Origin of the sequence: Croceicoccus ponticola (assembly GCF_004004515.1) — a bacterium.
In the GTDB taxonomy this organism is placed as follows: Bacteria; Pseudomonadota; Alphaproteobacteria; order Sphingomonadales; family Sphingomonadaceae; genus Croceicoccus; species Croceicoccus ponticola.
In genome coordinates, this window is sequence record NZ_RXOL01000004.1 from 274,286 (window position 1) to 295,213 (window position 20,928).

The 20,928-nt window shown below is 61.9% G+C and carries 19 protein-coding genes; 8 read left to right on the forward strand and 11 right to left on the reverse strand.

Annotated features, from left to right (window positions below; translation table 11 throughout):
• Positions 1 to 35 precede the first annotated feature (35 nt).
• From EKN06_RS11060 to EKN06_RS11080, 5 genes are all read right to left on the reverse strand, one after another.
• A complete protein-coding gene (locus EKN06_RS11060; protein ID WP_127612964.1) occupies positions 36 to 455 on the reverse strand; it encodes a nuclear transport factor 2 family protein in 420 nt (139 codons plus the stop codon).
• A gap of 115 nt (positions 456 to 570) precedes the next feature.
• Complete coding sequence (locus EKN06_RS11065) at positions 571 to 1,905, reverse strand: aromatic ring-hydroxylating oxygenase subunit alpha (RefSeq protein WP_127612965.1); 1,335 nt, start codon at positions 1,903 to 1,905, stop codon at positions 571 to 573.
• Between the two features lie 19 nt (positions 1,906 to 1,924).
• Complete coding sequence (locus tag EKN06_RS11070; protein ID WP_205693881.1) at positions 1,925 to 2,485, reverse strand: nuclear transport factor 2 family protein; 561 nt, start codon at positions 2,483 to 2,485, stop codon at positions 1,925 to 1,927.
• Positions 2,482 to 3,705: a cytochrome P450 gene (locus EKN06_RS11075; protein WP_127612967.1), complete on the reverse strand. Its 1,224-nt coding sequence runs from the start codon at positions 3,703 to 3,705 to the stop codon at positions 2,482 to 2,484. Before EKN06_RS11075 ends, EKN06_RS11070 begins: the two co-directional genes overlap by 4 nt.
• Positions 3,706 to 3,854: 149 nt before the next feature.
• Positions 3,855 to 6,068 (reverse strand): TonB-dependent receptor, encoded by a 2,214-nt coding sequence (locus EKN06_RS11080; protein WP_164844045.1) that lies wholly within the window; start codon positions 6,066 to 6,068, stop codon positions 3,855 to 3,857.
• 153 nt (positions 6,069 to 6,221) lie between these two features.
• Here EKN06_RS11080 and EKN06_RS11085 point away from each other — a divergent pair, with 153 nt between their 5' ends.
• The 4 genes from EKN06_RS11085 (at position 6,222) to EKN06_RS11100 (ending at position 9,506) form a co-directional block, all read left to right on the forward strand.
• The gene (locus EKN06_RS11085; protein ID WP_127612969.1) at positions 6,222 to 6,902 is read left to right on the forward strand and encodes a TetR/AcrR family transcriptional regulator; all 681 of its coding nucleotides are present in this window, start codon (positions 6,222 to 6,224) and stop codon (positions 6,900 to 6,902) included.
• A 102-nt stretch (positions 6,903 to 7,004) separates the two neighbouring features.
• On the forward strand, positions 7,005 to 8,351 hold the full coding sequence (locus EKN06_RS11090; protein WP_127612970.1) for an aromatic ring-hydroxylating oxygenase subunit alpha: 1,347 nt from the start codon (positions 7,005 to 7,007) through the stop codon (positions 8,349 to 8,351).
• A gap of 1 nt (position 8,352) precedes the next feature.
• Complete coding sequence (locus tag EKN06_RS11095; RefSeq protein WP_127612971.1) at positions 8,353 to 9,042, forward strand: SDR family oxidoreductase; 690 nt, start codon at positions 8,353 to 8,355, stop codon at positions 9,040 to 9,042.
• Between the two features lie 26 nt (positions 9,043 to 9,068).
• A complete protein-coding gene (locus EKN06_RS11100) occupies positions 9,069 to 9,506 on the forward strand; it encodes a nuclear transport factor 2 family protein (RefSeq protein WP_127612972.1) in 438 nt (145 codons plus the stop codon).
• A gap of 31 nt (positions 9,507 to 9,537) precedes the next feature.
• Here EKN06_RS11100 and EKN06_RS11105 read toward each other — a convergent pair whose 3' ends face one another.
• The 3 genes from EKN06_RS11105 to EKN06_RS11115 are packed head-to-tail and all read right to left on the reverse strand — an operon-like array spanning position 9,538 to position 11,883.
• A complete protein-coding gene (locus EKN06_RS11105) occupies positions 9,538 to 9,903 on the reverse strand; it encodes an EthD domain-containing protein (RefSeq protein WP_127612973.1) in 366 nt (121 codons plus the stop codon).
• The gene (locus tag EKN06_RS11110; RefSeq protein WP_127612974.1) at positions 9,900 to 10,694 is read right to left on the reverse strand and encodes a sugar phosphate isomerase/epimerase family protein; all 795 of its coding nucleotides are present in this window, start codon (positions 10,692 to 10,694) and stop codon (positions 9,900 to 9,902) included. Before EKN06_RS11110 ends, EKN06_RS11105 begins: the two co-directional genes overlap by 4 nt.
• A gap of 1 nt (position 10,695) precedes the next feature.
• Positions 10,696 to 11,883: an aromatic ring-hydroxylating oxygenase subunit alpha gene (locus EKN06_RS11115; protein WP_127612975.1), complete on the reverse strand. Its 1,188-nt coding sequence runs from the start codon at positions 11,881 to 11,883 to the stop codon at positions 10,696 to 10,698.
• A 203-nt stretch (positions 11,884 to 12,086) separates the two neighbouring features.
• Here EKN06_RS11115 and EKN06_RS11120 point away from each other — a divergent pair, with 203 nt between their 5' ends.
• Positions 12,087 to 13,718: an AMP-binding protein gene (locus tag EKN06_RS11120; protein WP_127612976.1), complete on the forward strand. Its 1,632-nt coding sequence runs from the start codon at positions 12,087 to 12,089 to the stop codon at positions 13,716 to 13,718.
• A gap of 123 nt (positions 13,719 to 13,841) precedes the next feature.
• On the opposite strand, the gene EKN06_RS11125 is transcribed toward EKN06_RS11120, so the two are convergent.
• The gene (locus EKN06_RS11125) at positions 13,842 to 15,308 is read right to left on the reverse strand and encodes an FAD-dependent oxidoreductase (protein WP_127612977.1); all 1,467 of its coding nucleotides are present in this window, start codon (positions 15,306 to 15,308) and stop codon (positions 13,842 to 13,844) included.
• Positions 15,309 to 15,312: 4 nt separating this feature from the next.
• Complete coding sequence (locus EKN06_RS11130) at positions 15,313 to 16,128, reverse strand: SDR family NAD(P)-dependent oxidoreductase (RefSeq protein ID WP_127612978.1); 816 nt, start codon at positions 16,126 to 16,128, stop codon at positions 15,313 to 15,315.
• A 153-nt stretch (positions 16,129 to 16,281) separates the two neighbouring features.
• On the opposite strand from EKN06_RS11130, the gene EKN06_RS11135 reads away from it, so the two are divergent.
• The 3 genes from EKN06_RS11135 (at position 16,282) to EKN06_RS11145 (ending at position 19,837) form a co-directional block, all read left to right on the forward strand.
• Complete coding sequence (locus EKN06_RS11135) at positions 16,282 to 17,043, forward strand: SDR family NAD(P)-dependent oxidoreductase (protein WP_127612979.1); 762 nt, start codon at positions 16,282 to 16,284, stop codon at positions 17,041 to 17,043.
• 194 nt (positions 17,044 to 17,237) lie between these two features.
• On the forward strand, positions 17,238 to 18,638 hold the full coding sequence (locus tag EKN06_RS11140; RefSeq protein WP_127612980.1) for an aromatic ring-hydroxylating oxygenase subunit alpha: 1,401 nt from the start codon (positions 17,238 to 17,240) through the stop codon (positions 18,636 to 18,638).
• 14 nt (positions 18,639 to 18,652) lie between these two features.
• Complete coding sequence (locus tag EKN06_RS11145) at positions 18,653 to 19,837, forward strand: aromatic ring-hydroxylating oxygenase subunit alpha (protein ID WP_127612981.1); 1,185 nt, start codon at positions 18,653 to 18,655, stop codon at positions 19,835 to 19,837.
• 42 nt (positions 19,838 to 19,879) lie between these two features.
• On the opposite strand, the gene EKN06_RS11150 is transcribed toward EKN06_RS11145, so the two are convergent.
• Complete coding sequence (locus tag EKN06_RS11150; RefSeq protein WP_127612982.1) at positions 19,880 to 20,893, reverse strand: NADP-dependent oxidoreductase; 1,014 nt, start codon at positions 20,891 to 20,893, stop codon at positions 19,880 to 19,882.
• Positions 20,894 to 20,928 lie beyond the last annotated feature (35 nt).

A 20,928-nucleotide genomic window follows, 5' to 3' on the forward strand; every position in this document is an offset into this window, starting at 1 on the left:
GAAGGAGGCTTTACGCCCGGACTTTACGTCCGGACTTACGCCGGCAACGGCATCATGGCTTCGAGCGAGAAGTGGCGGCATTTCCAGGCATCGCCCACCTGCACGCATTCCATACGGTACTTCACCTGGACGCTGACCTGAGTGCCGTCGTTGGCGACGCCCATGCCCATGACATAGGCGGTGATTACGCCGACCTCGCCGTCCCAGCCGTCGGCACGCAGATTGGCCGGGATGTGGAATTCATTCGCCATGTTCTCGACCAGCCCGGCATAGAACGCATGGATCTGCTCACGCCCTTCCATCCTGGGGAAGGCGACCGCCGAAAAGTCGATGACGGCATCGTCGGTGAACAAGGCCACGACGTTTTCCGGATCGCGACGCGAGTCCACGGCATAAGTATATTCCGTCATCAGGCGGCTCAACGCCCTAAAGACGTCGTCGGGCATGCGGGTCATGGCGCTTGTTCTCCTAAGTTTTCCAGCGCCCAGACTCCGACCTTGCCCAGAGTTTGGGCGCAATTGAGTGTCTGGCGTCGCGCGGTATTTGGCGTCGCCCGGCGTGTGGTTTCGTTCAGCCGTGCGGCGGCGGGCCGAGGACCACGTCGTTCAGCAGTTCGTGGAAACGCTGGATGCGCTTTTCCTGACGGGTCAGGAAACAACCGGTGAAGCCCCGCGAATTGAGGCCGAGCTGCTGCGACGTGCCGATCGAAAGGTCCTGATCGGCGACGTAACCAACCGAAACGCCATCGCCATAGACCGAATGATGGGCCAGCGCGTCGTGACGCAGCGGCAGGTCTCCCATCGGCGTGCCCTTGACCTCTTTCGCGCCTTCGACCGGGGGGTACAGGCACCAGTGCTGAAACACGCACTTGGCCGGGTCCGTCGGGTGCGGTTCGGTGCGCAAGATCTGGCACTGTTCCGGGCTCATCGTGATGGTCAGGTTGGGGAACAGCGTGCAGTGGAAATAGTCCACCAACTGCTGGTCCGTCATGTCGTCGTAGTTCTTGTACCCGCGGCCCGGGCCCAGTTCGCGCTTGGCCTTGATGATCGCTTCGCGAAGGTCGCCGGTGCGCCCTTTGTATTCGGACGGGTCGATGCCCCACGCGCTGGCCACGTCGTCAAGCGGTGCGGGCACTTCGCCGGTGTGGAAATCCTGCCGCGTCGTCGCCTGATGGCCGACCATCCACATTGCATTGTGGCCGTTCTCATACATCTCGAACAGCGTCGTCGGCAGGCCGTCGTTGATGAACGTGGCCAGTTCCGGGTGGATCGTGGGGAGGTGGTAGCTTTCGTTGAAGTTGTCGCGGATGATCTTCCAGTTGAATTCGCAATCGGCCGAAACGTTGATAACGCGCACCCAGTTTTCGAGGCCGTAGCCCGCCAGTCGTTCGGGAAACGGTTTCAACCATTCGAGCAGCGGGGCGGCGTGCGGGTCCATGTTCCAGAACACGAACGGGCCCCACGTTTCGCAACGCAGCTCGGTCAGCTTCACCTTGCCGCAGGGGTTGCCTTCGGGAAAATCATCGGGGTCCTGCACGTTGACCAGCGTGCCCGCCGGATCGAACTGCCAGCCGTGATAGCCGCAGGTGATGCGCGGGGTCGAACCGGCGTCGCCCAGCACAAGCCGGTTACCGCGGTGCGGACAGGTGTTGTAGAAGGCGCGGATCGAGCCGTCCTCCTGCTTCACCATGATGACCGATTCCCGGCCGAAGTTGTGACGGATGAAGTCGCCTTCTTCCTCTAGCTCGGCGGTGACGCCGCCCAGATGCCAGATGTGGGGCCACAGCTTATCGTATTCGCCCTCCATCCATTCAGCCGAAGTGTAACGGTCGGCCGTGATGGTGTCGCCGCGAACCGGCTGATCGAAATCGGGTGAATAGCGGGCGGCGCCGGTCTGCACGTTCATGTTAAAAGTCCTTGCTGCATCAGGCCGGTGCGTTGGCCGGCATATCCATGGTGGGCCAGTCGCGGGTCTGGCTGAAATCCCGGCCCTGGCGAAGACCGCGCGGGGCCGTGGGGTTCTGTTCGAAGAACGCGCGCGAACCCGCCGTGTCGGTCACCCAGTCGGTGACGAGGGTCCGCTTCGCGATCCGCCACTGGCCTTCACGACAAGCATATTCGTCGACGTATCGACCCGAGATGAACAGGTCGCGCGCTTCGCCGTTTTCGCCGGTTACGTCGTGGTACGCCTGAAAATACCACTCTCCGCTCGCGTTGGAAACGTCGTGCAGCGTTATGATCGACTGGCCCAGCATGTGGTGCGTGCCGCCCATGTCGCCCAGAAAGCCCAGCGCGAAGTCGGCGAATTCCTCACGATTGCCCTGCATCACACCGCAATCGACGAAGGCGTCGTCGTGAAATGCGCCAAGCAGCAGATCGCGGTCGATCCGGTCCAGCCCGCGCATGTATCGGGCTGTCACCGCCGCGATGTCGCGCCGCGCGGCAAGATCGCGGATTTCGGCTTCGAGGTCGAAACGGTCGCTCAAACGTCCCACTCCAGCGTCAGTCGGCGGATGCTGGCGACGATGCCGCCGTCGTTGGTCAGGTCGCTGTCGGGCGCGACGCGGAATTCGGGGATGCGCGCCAGCCACTCCTCGATCGTGATCGCGACTTCGGCGCGGGCCAGTTCCTGCCCCGGGCACATGTGCGGCCCACTGCCGAACGTGGAATGCGGGGCGCGGCGGCGGGCGGGATCGATGGCGAACGGACATTCGTTCTGCGCCGGGTCAATCCCGTGGATCGCGGTCGGCATGGCGACCATGTCGCCTGCCTTCATCGCGACGCCGCGAAACTCCATGTCCTCACGCACTTCGCGGCCGATGGTGACGATGCCAAACCGGCGAAACAGTTCGTTCGTCGCCGCGATGATGCCGCCCGGTTGTTCGGCCAGCGTGCGCCGCAGATCGGGCAATCGCGCCAGTTCGAGCATGGCATAGCCGAGGAAATTCACGACCGTATCGACACCAGCGATCAGCAACTGCGTGATCAGGGCCAACGCCTCGTCATGGGTCAGCGGTCGGTTCGTGCCGTCCGCCTCGGTCACGCCGGCGGTCAGCAGGTTGCTGATCATGTCGGTACCGGGATTGGCGGTGCGTTCGTGGACCAGCGGGCTGACATATTCGTAGAACGCCGCTTTCGCATCCTCGAACGTCATGTCCATGTCGGGGCGCGTCATGCACAGCGCCCAATACCGGATCTTCTCCGCATCGGATTTAGGCACATCGACGAGCGCGAGGAACACATGCACCGGAAAAATGCGCGCGAACTGTTCGGTGAAATTGCAGCGACCCGATGCGCGAAAGCTTTCGATCAGGTCGATGGCGACCTTGCGGATCGATGGCTTCATGCCGCGCACTTCGGACGGCTTCAGGCTGTCGTTCAACAGCTTGCGATAGGGGCGATGTTGCGGCGGGTCGATCGTGGTGGGGATCAGTTCGTGCAGTTCGCCGACAGATTTGGGAATGACGATGACGCGGTTGCTGAACCGTTTCCAGTCCGACTGCACTTCGGCCAGCGCCTCTCCGCCCAAGGCGATCCAGTGCCCTTCGTTGCGGGGGGTCCACACGATTTCGGGATTGGCGGCCTGTAGCGCGGCCCATGCGCGGTGATAGTCCTCCGCCTGCCCTTCGGGGGCATAGATATCCACGTCGACGATCCGTTGCGGATCCACGTGGGGGGGAACCTGGGTATCGATCATACTGGCCATCAGCTCTCTCCGTTGCGTCGCAGGGCGACGGGGACTGCCGGCTCGCGGCCGGTCTGTCGTGCCATCCTACCCGTCCTGCGGTTCAAAACAGCCGTCCTTTTTGCCAGCAGTAAAGCGGCGGCGGACATGATGCCCGCCGCCGCCCGGGTTCAAAAACTATACCGCAATTCGGCACCATAAGTGCGTGGTGCGCCGAGCGATGCCAGCGTACCGATACCGGCCAGGCTCAATTTCTGGTTGAAGTACTTCTCGTCGGTCAGGTTGCGACCCCAGACGCCAATCGTCCATCCGGCATCGTCCGGGCCCCAGCTGAGGCTGGCATTGACCAGTTCGATCGAGCCCACCCGCTCCACCGGGAAATTGGTGTAGCTGGTGAATTTCGAACTGGTGTAGGTGTATTGCGCGTTCGCATTCAAAGTGCCCGGCCCGACGCTGCCCTTCCAGTTGACGCCCATCGAGCCATTCCACTCCGGCGAGTTCATCAGCGAGTTCCCGGCATAGGAAATCGGCACCAGCCCGCCGCTGCCCGGATCGAGGACGAAGGTATCGTATTCCTTGTACTTGGCGTCGAGGTAAGCGATCGCACCGTTCAGCCGCAGACCTTCGACCGGCACGGCCGTCACTTCCAGCTCGAAACCCTTGGTCTCGGCCTTGCCCGCGTTGGCAATCGATGCCGAGTTCGCTCCTGAGGGATAAGTGATATTCTGGACGACCTGCATATCGTTATATTTGTTAAAGAATGCAGAGAGGTTCAGCCGCAGGTGGCGATCAAGCAGGTCGGCCTTGGCGCCGACTTCGATCGTGTCGAGCTTTTCGGGATTGAACGGGCCGATATCCTCTGCGACCGCGATGCGGCCGGTAAATCCGCCTGACTTGAAGCCCCGCGCATAATATCCGTACAGCAGGACGTCGTCGGTCGCTTGCCAGTCCAGACCGACCTTATAACCGACATTGTTCCACGCCTTCTCACCGCTGGCCACGAGCAGTGATTCAGGGATGATGGGGTCGTCGAACTGCGACACGCCCGACGGATTGATGCTGTTGGCAGTGGTCGACGTCGCCTCGGTCTTTTCGTGGCTGTAGCGTATCCCGGCTTGCAGCGTCAGCGACGGGGTCAGTTCCTGATAGACCTGCGCGAAGCCTGAAATCGACCAGTTCTTCTGATCCTGCGTCTGCGGCTGACCAAGACCGGGCAGGAACCCGTCGAGTTTGCCAGCTTGGTCGAGGAAGTACTTCTGCTGGAAATAGAAGGCACCGACGATCAACCGGGTCGTATCGGTCAGGTTGACGAGGTTGCGCAGTTCCTGGCTGAACTGGTGGTGGTTGGTGTTGCGGCGGGTCTGGAGAAGAATGCGGGTCGTCGCATCGTCGTCGGAAAACAGATCACCGTCATATTCGCGGTAGTTGGTGATCGAGGTCAGGGTGCCGATGCTCGTGTCCAGATTCTGCGTCAGCGTGACCGAATAGGTATCGCGATCGTTCGCGTCCGGTTGATCGCTGGACAAGCCGCGATAGAAGCTGAACGGATCGGTAGTCTCGCCGGGCGTGTAGAAAAGCTCGCCCGGCCCAGCGATCAATACGCCGGTCTGCGAACCGTTACGGCTGCGGACATATTCGCCGATCATCGTCGCGTCGTAGTCGCCCGTCGCGTATTTGAGATATCCTCGCAGCGACGTGATGTTACGCGAACCGATGCTCTTGCCGTCGGCATAGTTGCGGAAATACCCGTCCATTTCGTTGTGCAGGACGCTGATTTTGCCGGACAGGTTCTCTCCCAGCGGGAAATTGATTGCTGCGTTCGCCTCGATCTGGCCGTAGTTGCCATACGACAACTGGACATCGCCGCCGAATTCGCCAGTCGGCTGACGGGTCACGACGTTGATAACGCCGCCAGTGGTGTTGGCGCCAAACAGGGTGCCTTGGGGCCCGCGCAGTACTTCGACCCGGTCGATGTCGAATAGTGAAAGCAAAGCGGCGGTATTGACGCCAACGACCACCCCGTCGACGACGACGGACACGGTCGTGCCGACATAGGGGTCGGCATCGTTTACGCCGATGCCGCGAATGGTGAAGACCGCCGAATCGGGCGAGTTCGAGAACGTGTTGATCTGGACGTTGGGCACTGAATTGGCGAGGTCGGCGACGCTGTTGATCTGCTGTTCTTCCAGCATGTCTCCGGTCACGGCGGTTACGGAAATCGGAACATCCTGAAGGTTCTGCGCCTGCTTCTGCGCGGTCACGACGATCTCGCTCAACCCGCCAGTGCTCTGCTGGTCGGTCGAGTCCTGCGCATGGGCGGAACCCGCCATGGCCACGGCCGCAACCGACAGGCCACATACGAACTGTGTCTTGAAATTTCTCACGGTCATCCCTCCCGCACCGCGTTTTCGCGGCTTGCATGTTGTGTCGGCCACCAATTACAGGCGACGTTGCCGGTTTTGGCTTTTGACACTATAACTCGATACTGAGCATTGTGATAGGTGGCCGGCTTGGCCGACTCGGATGACAAACGCCAAATGACCGCAAGACACTCTGAAATCCTGCGCAAGATCAGACCGGGCGGCGGTCCGGAAGACTTCGACCGTTGGCAGCAACGCAAGGGTTTGCTGACTCGCGAAGCCATGCTCGATGCTTCAGTCGATTGTCTCGTCGAAAGTGGATATGCCGGTCTATCCACCAATGACGTCGCCCGCCGCGCAGGCGTGTCGCGCGGAGCGATGCATCATCATTTCGCCACGCGGATCGCGTTGGTGGAAGGGCTGATCGAACATATCTTCTATCGCAGAATGCGGCAATTCCTCGACGATTTCGCGCAAGCACTCGAAGAATGCGGCAAACGCGGCTTCAACGTGCTGCCCCACGTGCTGGCCGTCGAACTGCATTGGCAGACGATGCAGACGAAGGATTACGAAGCCTACCTGAGGCTAGCCGTCGCCGCCCGCAACGACGACGATCTCGCTCGGGTGTTCCAGCCTGCCGCCAAGCGTTTCGACGAAGTTTGGATGGACGAAATGGCCCATGCCTTCCCCCAATGGCATCACGCCCGCCAGCTGATGACGCTGGCCAGCGACATGACGCAGGCGGTACATATCGGGCTGCTGGTGAACGGCAGCACGATGGGCGAGGCGCGCAGCCGGCTGCTGCAAGAGCACCTGGCGATGTCGGTCAACATGCTGGCAGAACGCGCGGAGATTTGAAAACCGGCACCCTTGCCGCTTTTCTAGGCGAAGTGATAGTTGCAGGCGAACGGTTCCGGCCTCAGGCTGGGTCCATAAAAATCGGGTAGAGGATCTGGTCATATGAACCAACAGACAGCAGTGCCACCGCCCATGGACGGGCGCGATCCTTCCAACCTGCGCGGCGATGCCATCACCGGCGACCGCTATTATTCGGAAGAATTCGCGCAAAGGGAATGGGACCACCTGTGGACCAAGATCTGGCACATCGCCGGACGCACCGCCGACATCCCCGAAGCGGGCGATTTCCTGGTCCATAACTTCAAGAAGGAATCGGTCATCGCCGTCCGGCAGGACGATGGTTCGATCAAGGCGTTCTATAACTCGTGCGGCCATCGCGGGATGCGGATGGTCAGCCAGTCCAGTTCGGTCGACGAATTCCACTGCCCCTATCACGGCTGGAAATGGGGCAAGGACGGCGTGCTTGCCTATGCTCAGGACGCCGACGTCGATTTCTCGCGCGGTAATCCCTGCGGCAAGCTGAAGCTCAACGAACTGCGCTGCGACACGTGGGGCGGGTTCGTGTGGTACACGATGAACCCCGACGGTTCGTCGCTGGCCGACTACCTCGAACCGATGCCCGCGCTCTATCGCAATTACCCGATGGACACCGCCGTGCGCGTCGCGTGGTACCGGATCGAGATCAACGCCAACTGGAAGTTCGTTACCGACAACTTCTCGGAAAGCTATCACACCCGCACCGCCCACCCGCAAGTTCCGCCATGGATCGATCAGGACGTCGATTCCGCGCGGCACGAAATGTGGCCCAAGGGGCATGGCCGAACGGTGCAGCCGATGCGCCCATCGCTGTCCGACCGTCCCGAAGGGGGCGGCAACGCGATGTTCGAGGCCGAAATGGCCAAGTGGGACATCGACCCCAAGCAGTATGCGTCATACGAAGATTTCGCGATGCAGGGCTGGCTCGACCTGAAAGCCGCGAAGCAGAAGCTGTGGCAGGAAAAGGGTTATCACCACTACGCGACGATGAACGACGAGGAGATCACCGACAGCCCGCATACGGTCATCTTCCCCAACGTCACGATCAGCTTCTTGCCCGACAACCTGATCTTCTTCCGGTCCGAACCGCACGCGACCGATCCCGAGAAATGCTATTTTGACCTGTGGTGCATGGCATTCCCGGTCGAAGGGCAGGACGAAGTGGAATCGATCATGGCGGGGCGCAAGCCGCTGCGCGAAGTGACGGAGTGCGAGCATCGCACTTTTGACGGTGGGCGCGGCATCCCCGAACTGGTCGGACAGATCGTCTATCAGGACATGGAACTGGCCGAAGACATGCAGGCCGGGATGCATTCGCGCGGATACACCGACGCCTATCTTTCTGATCAGGAGACACGGATACGGTTCTTCCACGAGGTACTGAACGATTGGATAGATGGGAGAAGGTCCTGAAATGGCTAATGTAGTAATCACCGGTGCCGGTCGCGGCATCGGACTCGAACTGGCTCGTACCCACGCCGAACGCGGCGACCGCGTCTTTGCGCTGGTGCGCGACACGGCCAAGTCGGCCGACCTTTCGGCACTGGCCGACGGGTCGGGCGGCAAGGTCACCGTGCACAAGCTGGATGCCGCCGACATCGCGAGTATTCCCGCCGCCGCTGAAGCGGTTCCGTGCGACAGCGTCGATGTGCTCTACAACGTCGCGGGCGTTGCAGGGCCGATCAGCGGAGAGCTTGAGAACCCGGTCGACTGGGGCGCGTGGGACCAGGCCATCGACGTCATGTTGAAGGCGCCGTTCGCGATCACCAAGGCGTTCCTGCCGAAGATGGGCGAAGGTTCGAAGGTCGTGAACTTCTCCAGCCAGCTGGCCGCGTCGACATGGCCTTATGGCGGGTTCTATGTCTATGTCGCGACAAAGGCAGGGCTGGTCGCGCTGACACGCTCGCTGGCGATCGACCTGAAGGATCGCGGCATCACGCTGATCTCGCTGCACCCCGGCTGGGTCAAGACCGACATGGGCGGCCCCGAAGCCGACATCACGACCGAGGAAAGCGTCGCTGGCATCACCGCGCTGACCGACCGGCTGACGATTGCCGACACCGGCGGCTTCTTCAAATGGAACGGCGAACCCCACCCGCTCTGAGCCGACCCGACACAAAGGAGGCTGAGATGCCGTTTACAGGACCGCTGGAGGATCGCATCGCGATCCGCGAAGTGATGGAAACCTACGCCTATGGCGTGATGACGAAGAACGCCGAAGTCTGGGCCGCGACATGGGCCGAGGATTCATACTGGGCGCTGCCGGAGTACCCGGACCTTGGTGGGTTCGAAGGAAAGAAGGCCATTGTCGAGGCATGGATAGGGTCGATGGATGCCTATGGCCTCGACAACATGACCAAGCCGATGGTTTATCTCGCCAATCCGGGGCGGATCGAAGTGGATGGAGACAAGGCCGTCGCCACAACGTTCACTATCGAAATCTACGAACACCCCGAAACGCGCGAGACCATCTTTACCAACGGCCATTACGAGGACGAACTGGCCCGCATCGACGGCAATTGGGTCTTTACCCGCCGCGAATACCGCATTTTCCACGAACGCCGCTGACGGCGTCCGGGTCCGAAACGATGGCGCGCTCTCAGCCCTTTACGGGCGGGAGCGCGCTTTCGCGTTGGTCGACGAAATAGACCTTCATCGTGTCGCGATCGAACAGCTTGTCCTCGTCGAAACGGATTTCCTCTGCAATCGTCGGATCATTGCGGATGAAGTCGAAAAATGCGCCCATCGTCGCTTCGTCCGGGAAATCGATTTCCATCACGACGTCGGTTTCCGCGCCATCGTCTTCGCGCCCGACGGGCGTCGTGAAGCGGCGCACGTACCGGGTGGCATAGCCCGACAGGACGCGTTCGCCGATGATGCGGTGGCTGCTTTCGTAATAGTCCACGAATTCGGCGTGGCTCATCCCCTCGCGGCGGCGAAAGATCGACAACAGGGTCACGGTCATTGGCGGGCCTCCAGCCATTTGCGGGTTACGTCGGCGACTGCCTTGGCGCGCGCCACCGGATCGTCGGGATAAGTATTGCGCAACGCTTCGGACCGAAGTTCGATCGACAGCGGAATGTCCTTGGGCAGCGCGCGGTACATCGCGTCGAGGTCGAGCGCCCCCTCGCCCATCTGTTCGCGAAGGTCGACCGCGTCGACCAGCACCGCGTCGAAATCGTGCACATCCGGACGTTCTGCCCGAGCGTCGCAGAACTGGGCGTAGGATATGAGCGATCGGTCGAGCTTCGCGATATCCCCTATCGGCGATTGCGACCGGTCGACGTGAATCGGGTCGATCAGGATCGCAGCCGACGGATGGGCCACCGCCTTCACGATGCTGCGCGCAGAGGCGAGATCGACGACCTTGCTGAACCACCCGAACTCAAGGTTCACGCGCAGCGAATTGCCTTCGACATGGCGGCAAAGCTGGCCGAGCCAGTCCGTGGTTTTCGCAGCGTCCTCGTCCGAACTGACGCACAGCGCATTGGCCGCGCCAAGCTCCATCCCGATGTCGAGAATGCGCCGGTGATCGTCCACCGACGCCTCGTCGCGCAGCCACAGGACCTCCACGTCGATCACCGAAATGCCGGTATCCGCCAGCGCGCGCCGCGTTTCGGCGGTGTGTGTTGGCGTCCATTCCGCGGCATCGACCCAAAGGCCGGCGCTGTCGAAACCTGCGGCATGGGCGGATCGCACCACCGTCGCCGCGTCGAATTCCGGCAGAACGCCGGACGCAAGCCCGATCTGGTTCACCTTACATCACCGGTTCGGGGGCGGTCGTGTCCTGCGCCATGTACCAGTTCAGCCATTCGTGGAAGTACTGGTTGCCGCGCTCATTCTTGCCAAAGATCAGGTTTTCGTGCGCGCCGGTTTCCAGACCTTTCTGGATCTGCATCCCGATGACGTAATCTTCTTCGTACGTCACATCGCGGAAGAAGTTGGCCATCTGCTGCAGCTTCTCCTCCTCCTCGGCGTCCTTAGGCGCTTCGCGGCAGAGGTAGTTCAGCACGGTGCGGTTTTCGCCCACCGTCGGTCCGGGGAAAAGCTGCGCGACCTGCGTAATTTCGGGCGCAACGAAGATCGAGACGTTGGGGAAGAGAATACGGACGAAGTCGTAACCGTAATTTTCCCGCGTACCCCATTCTTCACGCGGCAGCGGCTTGAGCAGGTTGGCGATTTCATGCTGCGGGAAACCAATCCGCATCGACGGGCCGAACCCTTCGTAATGCGTGCAGTTCGACGGCGTCCGCGGAAAGATCGTTTCGGGGTGCAGCGACTGGAAATGATACCCTTCGAGGTATCCGTCGAATGCGATCTTCCAGTTCGCGCCGAATATCGTGCGGTTTCCGACATAGTGCCAGTCGGCAAGGCCAAGATCGGCGAAATCGTCGAGATAGCCGCGATAGTATGCATCGAGGTCGATCGAGCCGTTCGGATCGAGCACGACGAAGATCATGCCGTTGCGTTCTTCGCACGGCAGCTGGCGCAAGCCCAGTTCGGCCCGGTCCACGTCGCCGAACGTCTGCTTTTCGGAAATGCCGATCAGCTTGCCGTCGCGGCCATAAGTCCATGAATGGTACTTGCAGACAAAGCGTGAGCAATTGCCGTGACCTTCTTCGGCCACCGGCGCTCCTCGGTGCGAACATACGTTGAGGAAGGCGCGAACCGTGCCGTCCTTGTCGCGGGTGATCAGCACCGGCATGCCGACCGCGTCCATCGCCTTGTAATCGCCGGGGTTCTTCATTTCGGCGGTGAAAGCCAGCATCAGCGGCAGCTTCTTGAAGACAAGGTCGATCTCCTTGCGATAGATCGCGTCGTCGCAATAGCTGGCCGACGGCACCTTCATCGTGCCCTTGCCCTGGAACGTGGATTTGGTCTCGACATAGTCGAGCATCGTCTCGGCGACCTCGCCCAGATGTCCTATCCGGCTTGCGCGATCCATGGTCTTCTCCCGAATGCTTTGGGGCCACTGCGACAACGCCGGCCCATCTTCGCTGCCAAGCTGCCCGTTGCGCGGCGTGCAGGCAACCTGCTCAAGGTAACAGGTGCCCTGTTTGCGGGGGTGCGATTTGCCCCTACCCTTTTCGCCAATGGAACCTGTGGCCCGCTATCGCGAGAAGGGGTGCGGGAAAAGGATACACGACAATGGCCCGACTTGAAATGCCGTGGAACTGGTTGGAACTGCCGCCGGCACACATGCGCGCGTTCGCCGATCAGTGGCAGGGGCGCACGATCGCCGATTTCGCCCGGTCGCGCGCCGCCGACGAACCGGATCGCTTGGCACTGATCGACGGGGTGCGATCGCTGACTTTCGGCGCATGGCTGGACGAAGCGCAGGCGCTGGCCAATGCGCTGGCCGCACGCGGGCTTGAAACCGGCGATGTCGTCGCGTTCCAGACGCCGAACTGGCACGAGGCGGGCATTCTCAACCTTGCCTGCGCCATCCTCGGCCTTGTCGTGAACCCCATCGTGCCGATCTATCGCGACGCCGAAGTCGTGATGATGCTGAACGATTGCCGAGCTCGGGCGATATTCACCTGCACCACGTTCCGCCGGTTCGATTTCGCCGAAATGGCACGGCGGTTGCAACCGGGCCTGCCCGATCTCGACTTTACCTTTACCGTCAGGGGCGACGGGCCAGACGATATGTCCGCGCTGATCGAAGAAGGGCGCGCGCTCACTCCCGCGAAACCCGATGTCGATCCCCGTTCGGTCAAGATGGTGCTGTTCACATCGGGCACCACGGGCCGGCCCAAGGGCGTGCTGCACAGTCACGACACGCTCGAGAATATCGTGCGCAAAAGCTATGCGCACTGGGGCGTGACCGATCGCGACACGACGATCATGCCGTCGCCGGTCACCCACATCTCGGGCTATGTCAACGGCCTGGAATCGCCGCTGATCTGCGGCACCACGGTCATCCTGATGGAAACCTGGAACGCGGACGACGCGCTGTCCCTGATCGAACAACACGCCGTCGTCGGCACGGTCGCCGCCACGCCCTTCCTCGTCGAACTGGCCGATGCGGCGCGGAAGGCCAGCACGCGGCTGCCGTCGTTGCGCTTCTTCGCCTGTGGCGGCGCGGCGGTTCCGCCCGACCTGATCCCGGCCGCCAACGCGGCGTTCGACAACCTGACCGCGTTCCGCGTCTTTGGCGCGAGCGAGGTGCCGCTCGTCACCTTTGGCTGGCCGCGCAACGAACACCTTGCCGCGACCACCGATGGCGAGGTCATCGACTATGACGTGAAGATCGTCGACGACGAAGGCAAACCCGTGCCCGTAGGCAACGAGGGCGAGATTCTGGCGCGTGGGCCGTCGATGATGCTGGGCTATGCTGACGAAGCGCAAAGCCGCGCGGCGTTCGACAACGACGGCTATTTCCGCACCGGCGACCTTGGCACGCTGTCGGCCGAAGGCGCGATCACGATCACAGGGCGCAAGAAAGACCTGATCATCCGGGGCGGCGAAAACATCAGCGCGGTGGAGATCGAGGACGTGTTGCGCACCCACCCGCAGGTCCGCGATGCCAGCGTCGTCGCCATGCCGCACGAACGATTGGGCGAAAGTGTCTGCGCCTACATCATCAGCGAGGGCGAGCCGGCAACGGTCGAAGCGCTGTGCGCGCACATGCACGAAAGCGGTCTGGCTAAGCAAAAGACGCCCGAGCGATTCGAATTCGTCGACGATTTCCCTCGCACGGCATCGGGCAAGATCCGCAAGGACCAACTGCGCGCCGACGTGAAGGCGAAGATCGAGAACGCGAAGGCCGAAGCCTGACGGTTAAGTAGCGTTACAAGACACCGCGCGTCGATCGCGGGCCGGTGCGCCGCGCGATGATGAACCTGAAGACATCGACGATGTATCGATTGTCGCTTGACAAGGCCGACGACGAGCCGCCCGTCAATCGGTCCAGTTGGCCCCCGCCGCATGCCGTCCCGCGCGGCGCCCAAAGTAAGAACCGGGGCCAAGACTCATCCCGCTGGCATAAGCCTTGCCGTTGCGCGGAATGTGCGCTGCGCTGGCCCCCACCGCGTAAAGCCCGGGGATCGGTTCCGATCTGAGCGTCAGGCATTCGCCGTTCGGCCCTGTCTTCAACCCGCCCAGTGTGATGAACAGGTAAGTCGACCGGTCGAACGAAATATCGAACGCCGCCCACGGCCCCTTGTCCAGCGGCTTCAGCCACGATGCGTCCTTGTGCAGTAGCGGATCGCGGCCCTGTGCCGCGTTTTTGTTGTAACCCGCCATCGTGCGGACCAGCGATCCGGTCGGCAGGTCCAGCCCCGCCTCCATCTCCTCGATCGTTTCCCACCCGTCGACCAGCGTGTGTTTGGCGGTCGGGATTTCGGGATAGGCGAAGATCTCGCTGTCCACGATCAGCCAAGCCTTCTGATCGGGCTGCTCCATCACGAAATTCGCAGTGCGGCCGTGATAGCTGTCTTCTGCGACGAAACGCTCACCCCGTTTGTTGACGATGATCCCCTTGATCAGCTGGCCCGGCGGATAGATCGACGCGGTGGGTATCACCCCATCCATCGCGCTGGTCGCCGTGCCCGCCGACATCCCCAGCAGCACGCCCGCGCCGTCGTTGCTGGGAATGCCCAGCGGCTCGCTCGTCGCGCCCAGCAGGGGCAGGTTTTCGGCGATCATCTCGTGGTTCATGTTGAAGCTGCCCGCCGCGATGATTACGCCACGCCGCGCGCGGGCGTGGATCGTTGCGCCCGCCTGTTTGATCCGCACGCCGACGACACGACCGCCCTCGTCCCTGACCAGCGCCACGACATTGCTGTCGTAAATCGCGGGAATGCCCTCTTGCTCGCATTTGGACAGCAGCGGCGCCATGCCGACGTGGCCCGCGTTTTCGCCAGTGCCCGCAACTTTGTGCCCGCGCGGCGCGGGTCTGGCGATCTTGTTGAACGGCCACAGCTTTTCGTTGCCGGTACCCATCAGGCAGGTCGTGTCGTTCAGAAACACCGCCTTGCCCTTGAACTCCGTCCGTTCGAACGGCAGGCCCTGTCGTTCCAGCCAGTCGAAGTGCGACGGGCTGTCGTCGCAGAAATGCCGCACGGCAACGGGGTCCAGTGGATCGCAGCTGGCCATCATGAAGGCGGCCATCTCGTCCGGCGTGTCGTCGTAGCCCATCGCCTTTTGCACCGCGGTTCCGCCGCCAAGGTAGTAGATGCCCGACGACATCGCGCTTGCCCCGCCGCCGCCCGATGCGCGTTCGACGATCAGCACGTCGGCGCCCGCACGGTGCGCTTCCAGCGCGGAGCAGGTTCCGGCGACGCCCTGCCCGATCACGATCACGTCGCATTCGCGATCCCACGTCGCGATGTCGCCTGCCGACAGGATGGGTTCGACGTTGGCCATGGGCTCAGCCCCCTGCGGCTGCGCCGGTGGCATTTATAACGCTGGCCTCGATCTCGGCCTTGCTTGGATTGCCGCGCAAGCACAGCCCCCCGTTTACCTGCAGGTTTTCGCCGGTCATGAAGCATTCGTCGCTGGCGAGGAACACGACCGCGGCCGCTATGTCCTCCTTCGTGCCATACCGACCGAGCGGATACCCGGGCAGGAAGCTTTCGAACAGGCCGGGGACATGGCCCGCGTCCGCAGTCATCGGCGTTTCGGTCAGGCCGGGAGAGATCGAATTGGCGCGAATGCCCTCGCCCCCAAATTCGTTGGCGACGCAGCGGATGACGTGATCGGCGCCCGCTTTCGTCCCCATGTATGCGGCGTGGTCCCACAGCATGATCTTGGCCGTGGCGCTGCTGATCTGGATGATCGAGCCGCCCTCACCCCCACGCGATTTCGCCATTTTGCGGATCAGCGCCTGATAGAACTGGAAGGGACCGATGAACTGCAGCGCGGTCATCTGTTCCAGTTCTTCGCGCGTATTGTCGAGGAAAGGCGTCAGCAGGCCCCAGCCGGTGGCGTTCAAGCCGATGTCGATCCCGCCCATGGCCTTTGCCGCGACATCGACCAGCGCGTTAACGCTGCCCTCGTCGGTCAAGTCGCACGCCCGATATCCGCAACCGTTCTCGGCTGCAAAGTCGGCCAGCACGTCCTCCTTGCGCCCCGACACGAATACCGTCGCCCCCTCCGCCATCAGGCGTAGTGCGATGTGCTGGCCCATGTTGTCCTTGCTGCTCGCGCCCAGGATCAGTGCGCGTTTGCCTTCGAGCCTTCCCATGACATTCCTTCCCATTGTTTGCCTGTTGCCGACAGACCTATCATTGGCGCATCCTTGCATGGCCTACGCAAAAGGGTAGTCGCTCCCCTTGCCGCGGCTACCTAGGAGAGACGCCAAGCACTTTTTTTAAAATTTACGGGAAAGGATCGTTCTATGGACCTCGGCCTCAAAGGCATGAAAGCCATCCTCGTCGGCGCCAACGGCGGCATTGGCCGCAAGGTCGCACAGGCACTCGCAGCCGAAGGTTGCCACGTCGCGATCTGCGGACGTACGCAGGACAAGGTCGACAAGGTCGTCGGCGAACTTTCGCCCACCGGCGTCACCGTCTATTCCGAAGCGCTCGACGTGACCGAACCGACTTCGGTCCCGGCCTTCGTCGAAAAGGCCGCCGGCGCGTTGGGCGGTTGCGACATCTTCATCAGCTTTACCTCCGCCAATCCGGGCACCGATACCGACGACTGCTGGGAAACGATCCTGCGCGCCGACATCCTGCCGATGCGTCGCGGCATCGAAGCAGCCATGCCCTACCTCGAAAAATCGGACGCAGGCTCGATCATCTGCATGAGCTCGACCGGCGCGGTAGAGGAATTCATGGGCGTGCAGCCCTACAACGCGCTGAAGGCGGCGGTGATGAACTATGCCGCCGGCTTGTCGCAGAAGCTTGCGCCGCAGGGCATCCGCGCCAACTGCATCACGCCCGGCCCTGTGATGACCGACGACGGCCCGTGGAACTACATCAAGGACAACATGACCGAATTCTACGACGGCATCATGGCGCAGATCCCGATGGGCCGCATGACCACCGGCGAAGAACTGGCCAAGACGATCGCGTTCGTCGCCTCGCCCGCGTGCAAGGCGATGACCGGCGCGAACATCGTCGTCGACGCTGGGTTCACCAAGCGCGTCCAGTTCTGATCGTTCGGAATTGATCCCCCGAGCGTCGGGCCGTGCGCGCGGCCACGACGCCAACGACCCGCCCCGCCCCTAGTGCGCCTGACCTAGTCAAAAGCGCAGGGGTGGGGCCGGGCTTTTCTTGACCCTGATCAAGGGCCGCCAGTCCGGCACAAGGTAAACTCTTCCTCGAAATGAAAACGAGGAGGATTGCCGACATGGCAGAAGCAGATCCGCGCGGGCAGCTTGAACGCGCACGCTGCCCCGGTCCGGGCTGGGAAGACATCCTGGCCGCCGACGACATCCAGCCGCCCGCCTTCATGGCGAAGGACAGCTACGAATATCTCGGCTCCGAACCGATCGATGCCGCGCGGTACTACGACCCCGAATTCTTTCGCGCCGAATGCGATCGGATGTGGCCGAACGTCTGGCAATTCGCCACGCGCGAAGAAGACATGCCCGAGCCGGGCGATTACGTCACTTACGACAACGCAGGGCGATCGTACCTGATCGTGCGGCAGGAAGACGGTTCGGTCCGCGCCTTTCACAACGTGTGCCTGCATCGCGGGCGGAAGCTGAAAACCGATTGCGGCTCGGCCGAAAAGTTCGTCTGCCCGTTCCACGCCTTTACGTGGAACACGGATGGCACGTTGAACTCGATCCCCTGCCGCTGGGACTTCGGTCACTTGTCCGACGACGCGATGAAGCTGCCCGAAGCCAGCGTAGCGCAGTGGGGCGGGTACATTTTCGTGCGCGAGGCCGACGAAGGTCCGGTGATCGAGGAATTCCTCGCCCCCCTGCCCGAATTCTTTGCACAATGGCGGCACGAGGATTGCACCACCGTCGCATGGGTCGGCAAGGTCGTCGACGCAAACTGGAAGATCACGATGGAAGCTTTCATGGAAAGCTACCACGCCTATGCCACGCATCCGCAGTTGATGCCGTTCACCGGCGATGCCAACGCCGCCTATCACGTGCTGGGCGAACATGTGAACGTGAACTACACGCCGTTTGGCACGATCAGCCCCCATGTCGCGCGCCACGAATTGCCGCAGCAGTGGATCGTCGACGAATTCGTTAAGTACAACGGCCGCAGCGCCGACAACTACGACCCCGAAAACGACCAGTTCAACATCGCCGTGCCCGACGGATTGACCGCGCGGCAGGCACTGGGACAGGCGATGCGCGCGTCGAGCGAGCGGGCGTTTGGCGGCGATTATTCGCAAGTATCCGAAAGCGAACTGCTCGACGCGCTGGTCTATAACGTCTTTCCCAACTTCGCGCCGTGGGGCGGGTTCATGCCCAACATCGTCTATCGCTGGCGCCCATGGCCCGATCAGGATCGCTGCCTGATGGAAGTGCGCGTGCTGGCCCGTGTGCCACAAGGCCAGCCGCGCCCGGCAGGCATTTCGATGCACATGCTGTCCGACGATGAAAAGTGGGCCGATGCTCCCGAACTCGGCGTGCTGGGCGGCGTGGTCGATCAGGACATGGAAAACATGATGCTGACCCACGAAGGGCTGAAGGCGTCGAAGAACCAACGCGTCGAACTGGGCGACTATCAGGAAGTGCGCATCCGCCATTTCCACCAGGTGCTCGACCGCTATCTGAACCGTTGAAAGGAACCGGAGTGATGACCGACCTTTACGAAAAATACGGCGATATCGCCGAACGCATGCTGCACTTCGTCGAAAGCCGCACGACCGATCAGGCCAGATCCACCATGCGCGTGCCGGTTGAGAATTATCTCGACCCCGCGCGGTGGGAGCGGGAGAAGGAGCGCCTGTTCAAGCGACTGCCGCTGATGCTGGCGCTGACGATCGAGCTGCCGGAGAAGAACGACTACAAGGCGATGACGGTGATGGACCTGCCCGTCATCATCACGCGCGGCAAGGACGGCAAGGCCCGGGCCTTTCTCAACGTGTGCAAGCACCGCGCCGCGCATCTTGCCGCCGACGGCAAGGGAAATTGTTCGCGCTTTTCGTGTCCCTATCACGGCTGGACTTATGCCAACGACGGCAAGCTGCTGGGCATCGCAGAGGCGAGCACCTTTGGCGAGGTGGACCGCAGCCAGCTCAACATGACCGAACTGCCGTGCGACGAAGTGGCGGGGATGATCTTCGTCATCCTGACCCCCGGCCTTGCCATCGACGCGCGCGAATGGCTGGGCGGGATGTACGACGATTTCGCCGCGCTGAAGCTGGAGAGCTGGTATTTCCACAAGTCGCGCGAAATGCCGGGCGCCAACTGGAAGGTCGCCTATGACGGCTATCTCGAAGGGTATCACTTTGCTGCGGCGCATACCGAAACGGTTGCGCCCCGATCGCCATCCAACCGCGCCCATTACGAAGGGTTCGGCCCGCATATCCGACTGGGTTTTCCGCAGCGTTCGATCACCGATCTGAAGGACGTGCCCCGCGATCAGTGGGGACATCGCGAAAACAACGGCTACGATTTCATCCGGATGCTGTTTCCCAACTTCGCGCTCTTCCTCGCGCCCGAAATGTGCCAGTTCGCACAGCTGTTCCCCGGCGATGCGCCGGATCGGAACGTGACGATCATGAACTACGTCTTCCCGTCCAAACCGGAAACGGAGGAGGAGATGCGCAAGCTCGACGAGATGTGCGACTTCTTCTTCAAGGTGGTGGAGACCGAAGACTACGACCTTGGCCTGCAGGTGCAGAACGGGCTGGAATCGGGCGCGATGACGCACCAGACTTTCGGTCGGAACGAACCGGGCAACCAGTTCTTCCACAAATGGGTAGACTATTACCTCGACGAAAGCGGGCAGACGCCAATGCCGGTGATGAAGGCATGACGCGGTGGGCGCGATGGCAGCGATCGCCATCGCGCCCATCGGTCACGCGAGTTTCAGCACCAGTTTGCCAGTGTTCTGACCGGAAAACAGACGCATGAAGGCATCGTAACTGTTCTCGATCCCTTCCTGCACGTCTTCGTCGATGCGCATCTTCCCTTCGGCAATCCACTTGGCGACCTGCGCCCCGCCTTCGGCAAAGCGGGGGGCGTAATCCATGATGAGATACCCGTGGATCGTGGCCTGATGGACAAGCACCTGCCACAGGTTCTTCAACCCGTGCCGTTCAGTCGAATTGTATTCGCTGATCAACCCGCACAAAACGATGCGTGCCTTTTTGGCGAGGTTGAAGACTTCGGCCTCCAGAATGTCGCCGCCGACGTTTTCGAACACCATGTCCAGCCCGTTCGGCGCGGCCTGTGCGATTTCATCACGCAGCTGCTCCTGGCTCTTGCCGCGATAGTCGATGGCGACGTCGAAGCCGTAATCGTCGATCAGCCGGCGGCATTTTTCCGCGCCACCCGCGATGCCGATGACTCGGCAGCCGCAGATCTTGCCGATCTGCCCCACGACCGAACCAACCGCGCCGGCCGCCCCGCTGACACACAGTGTTTCGCCCGCCTTGGGCTTAGCGATTTCCAGCATTCCGAAATAGGCGGTGAGGCCGACGGCTCCCATCGCGGACAGGAAATGCGACGGGCTTGGGGCCAGCGAAATGTCGATCGGCGACGTGAAATGTTCGGGCGAAACCGCGCTGTATTCCTCGATGCCGTTCAGGCCGAGCGCCCAGCTGCCTACCGGATAGTCGGCGTTATCGCTGGCGACCACTTCGCCCACTGTGGTCGCACGCACCGGATCGCCCAGCGGGATCGGCGGCATGTAGCTCGGTTCGTCCGACATCCAGCCACGTTGCGCAGGGTCGAGCGAGCAGTATTGGTTGCGCATGACGAAACCGCCCGGCGGCGGCGACGGGATGGCTTCTTCCACCAAGGCGAAATCGTCGGGAACAGGGTCGCCCACCGGGCGGCGGCGCAGCAGGAAGCGGCGGTTGGTCGTCATGCTTGGTAATCCTTTCAGAACATGCCGATTTACGT

Coding starts and splice junctions, on each gene's coding strand:
- EKN06_RS11145 (WP_127612981.1), top strand. CDS start 18,653: ATGACCGACCTTTACGAAAAATACGGCGATATCGCCGAACGCATGCTG.
- EKN06_RS11095 (WP_127612971.1), top strand. CDS start 8,353: ATGGCTAATGTAGTAATCACCGGTGCCGGTCGCGGCATCGGACTCGAA.
- EKN06_RS11140 (WP_127612980.1), top strand. CDS start 17,238: ATGGCAGAAGCAGATCCGCGCGGGCAGCTTGAACGCGCACGCTGCCCC.
- EKN06_RS11075 (WP_127612967.1), bottom strand. CDS start 3,705: ATGGCCAGTATGATCGATACCCAGGTTCCCCCCCACGTGGATCCGCAA.
- EKN06_RS11085 (WP_127612969.1), top strand. CDS start 6,222: ATGACCGCAAGACACTCTGAAATCCTGCGCAAGATCAGACCGGGCGGC.
- EKN06_RS11150 (WP_127612982.1), bottom strand. CDS start 20,893: ATGACGACCAACCGCCGCTTCCTGCTGCGCCGCCGCCCGGTGGGCGAC.
- EKN06_RS11135 (WP_127612979.1), top strand. CDS start 16,282: ATGGACCTCGGCCTCAAAGGCATGAAAGCCATCCTCGTCGGCGCCAAC.
- EKN06_RS11130 (WP_127612978.1), bottom strand. CDS start 16,128: ATGGGAAGGCTCGAAGGCAAACGCGCACTGATCCTGGGCGCGAGCAGC.
- EKN06_RS11115 (WP_127612975.1), bottom strand. CDS start 11,883: ATGGATCGCGCAAGCCGGATAGGACATCTGGGCGAGGTCGCCGAGACG.
- EKN06_RS11100 (WP_127612972.1), top strand. CDS start 9,069: ATGCCGTTTACAGGACCGCTGGAGGATCGCATCGCGATCCGCGAAGTG.
- EKN06_RS11065 (WP_127612965.1), bottom strand. CDS start 1,905: ATGAACGTGCAGACCGGCGCCGCCCGCTATTCACCCGATTTCGATCAG.
- EKN06_RS11105 (WP_127612973.1), bottom strand. CDS start 9,903: ATGACCGTGACCCTGTTGTCGATCTTTCGCCGCCGCGAGGGGATGAGC.
- EKN06_RS11125 (WP_127612977.1), bottom strand. CDS start 15,308: ATGGCCAACGTCGAACCCATCCTGTCGGCAGGCGACATCGCGACGTGG.
- EKN06_RS11060 (WP_127612964.1), bottom strand. CDS start 455: ATGACCCGCATGCCCGACGACGTCTTTAGGGCGTTGAGCCGCCTGATG.
- EKN06_RS11120 (WP_127612976.1), top strand. CDS start 12,087: ATGGCCCGACTTGAAATGCCGTGGAACTGGTTGGAACTGCCGCCGGCA.
- EKN06_RS11090 (WP_127612970.1), top strand. CDS start 7,005: ATGAACCAACAGACAGCAGTGCCACCGCCCATGGACGGGCGCGATCCT.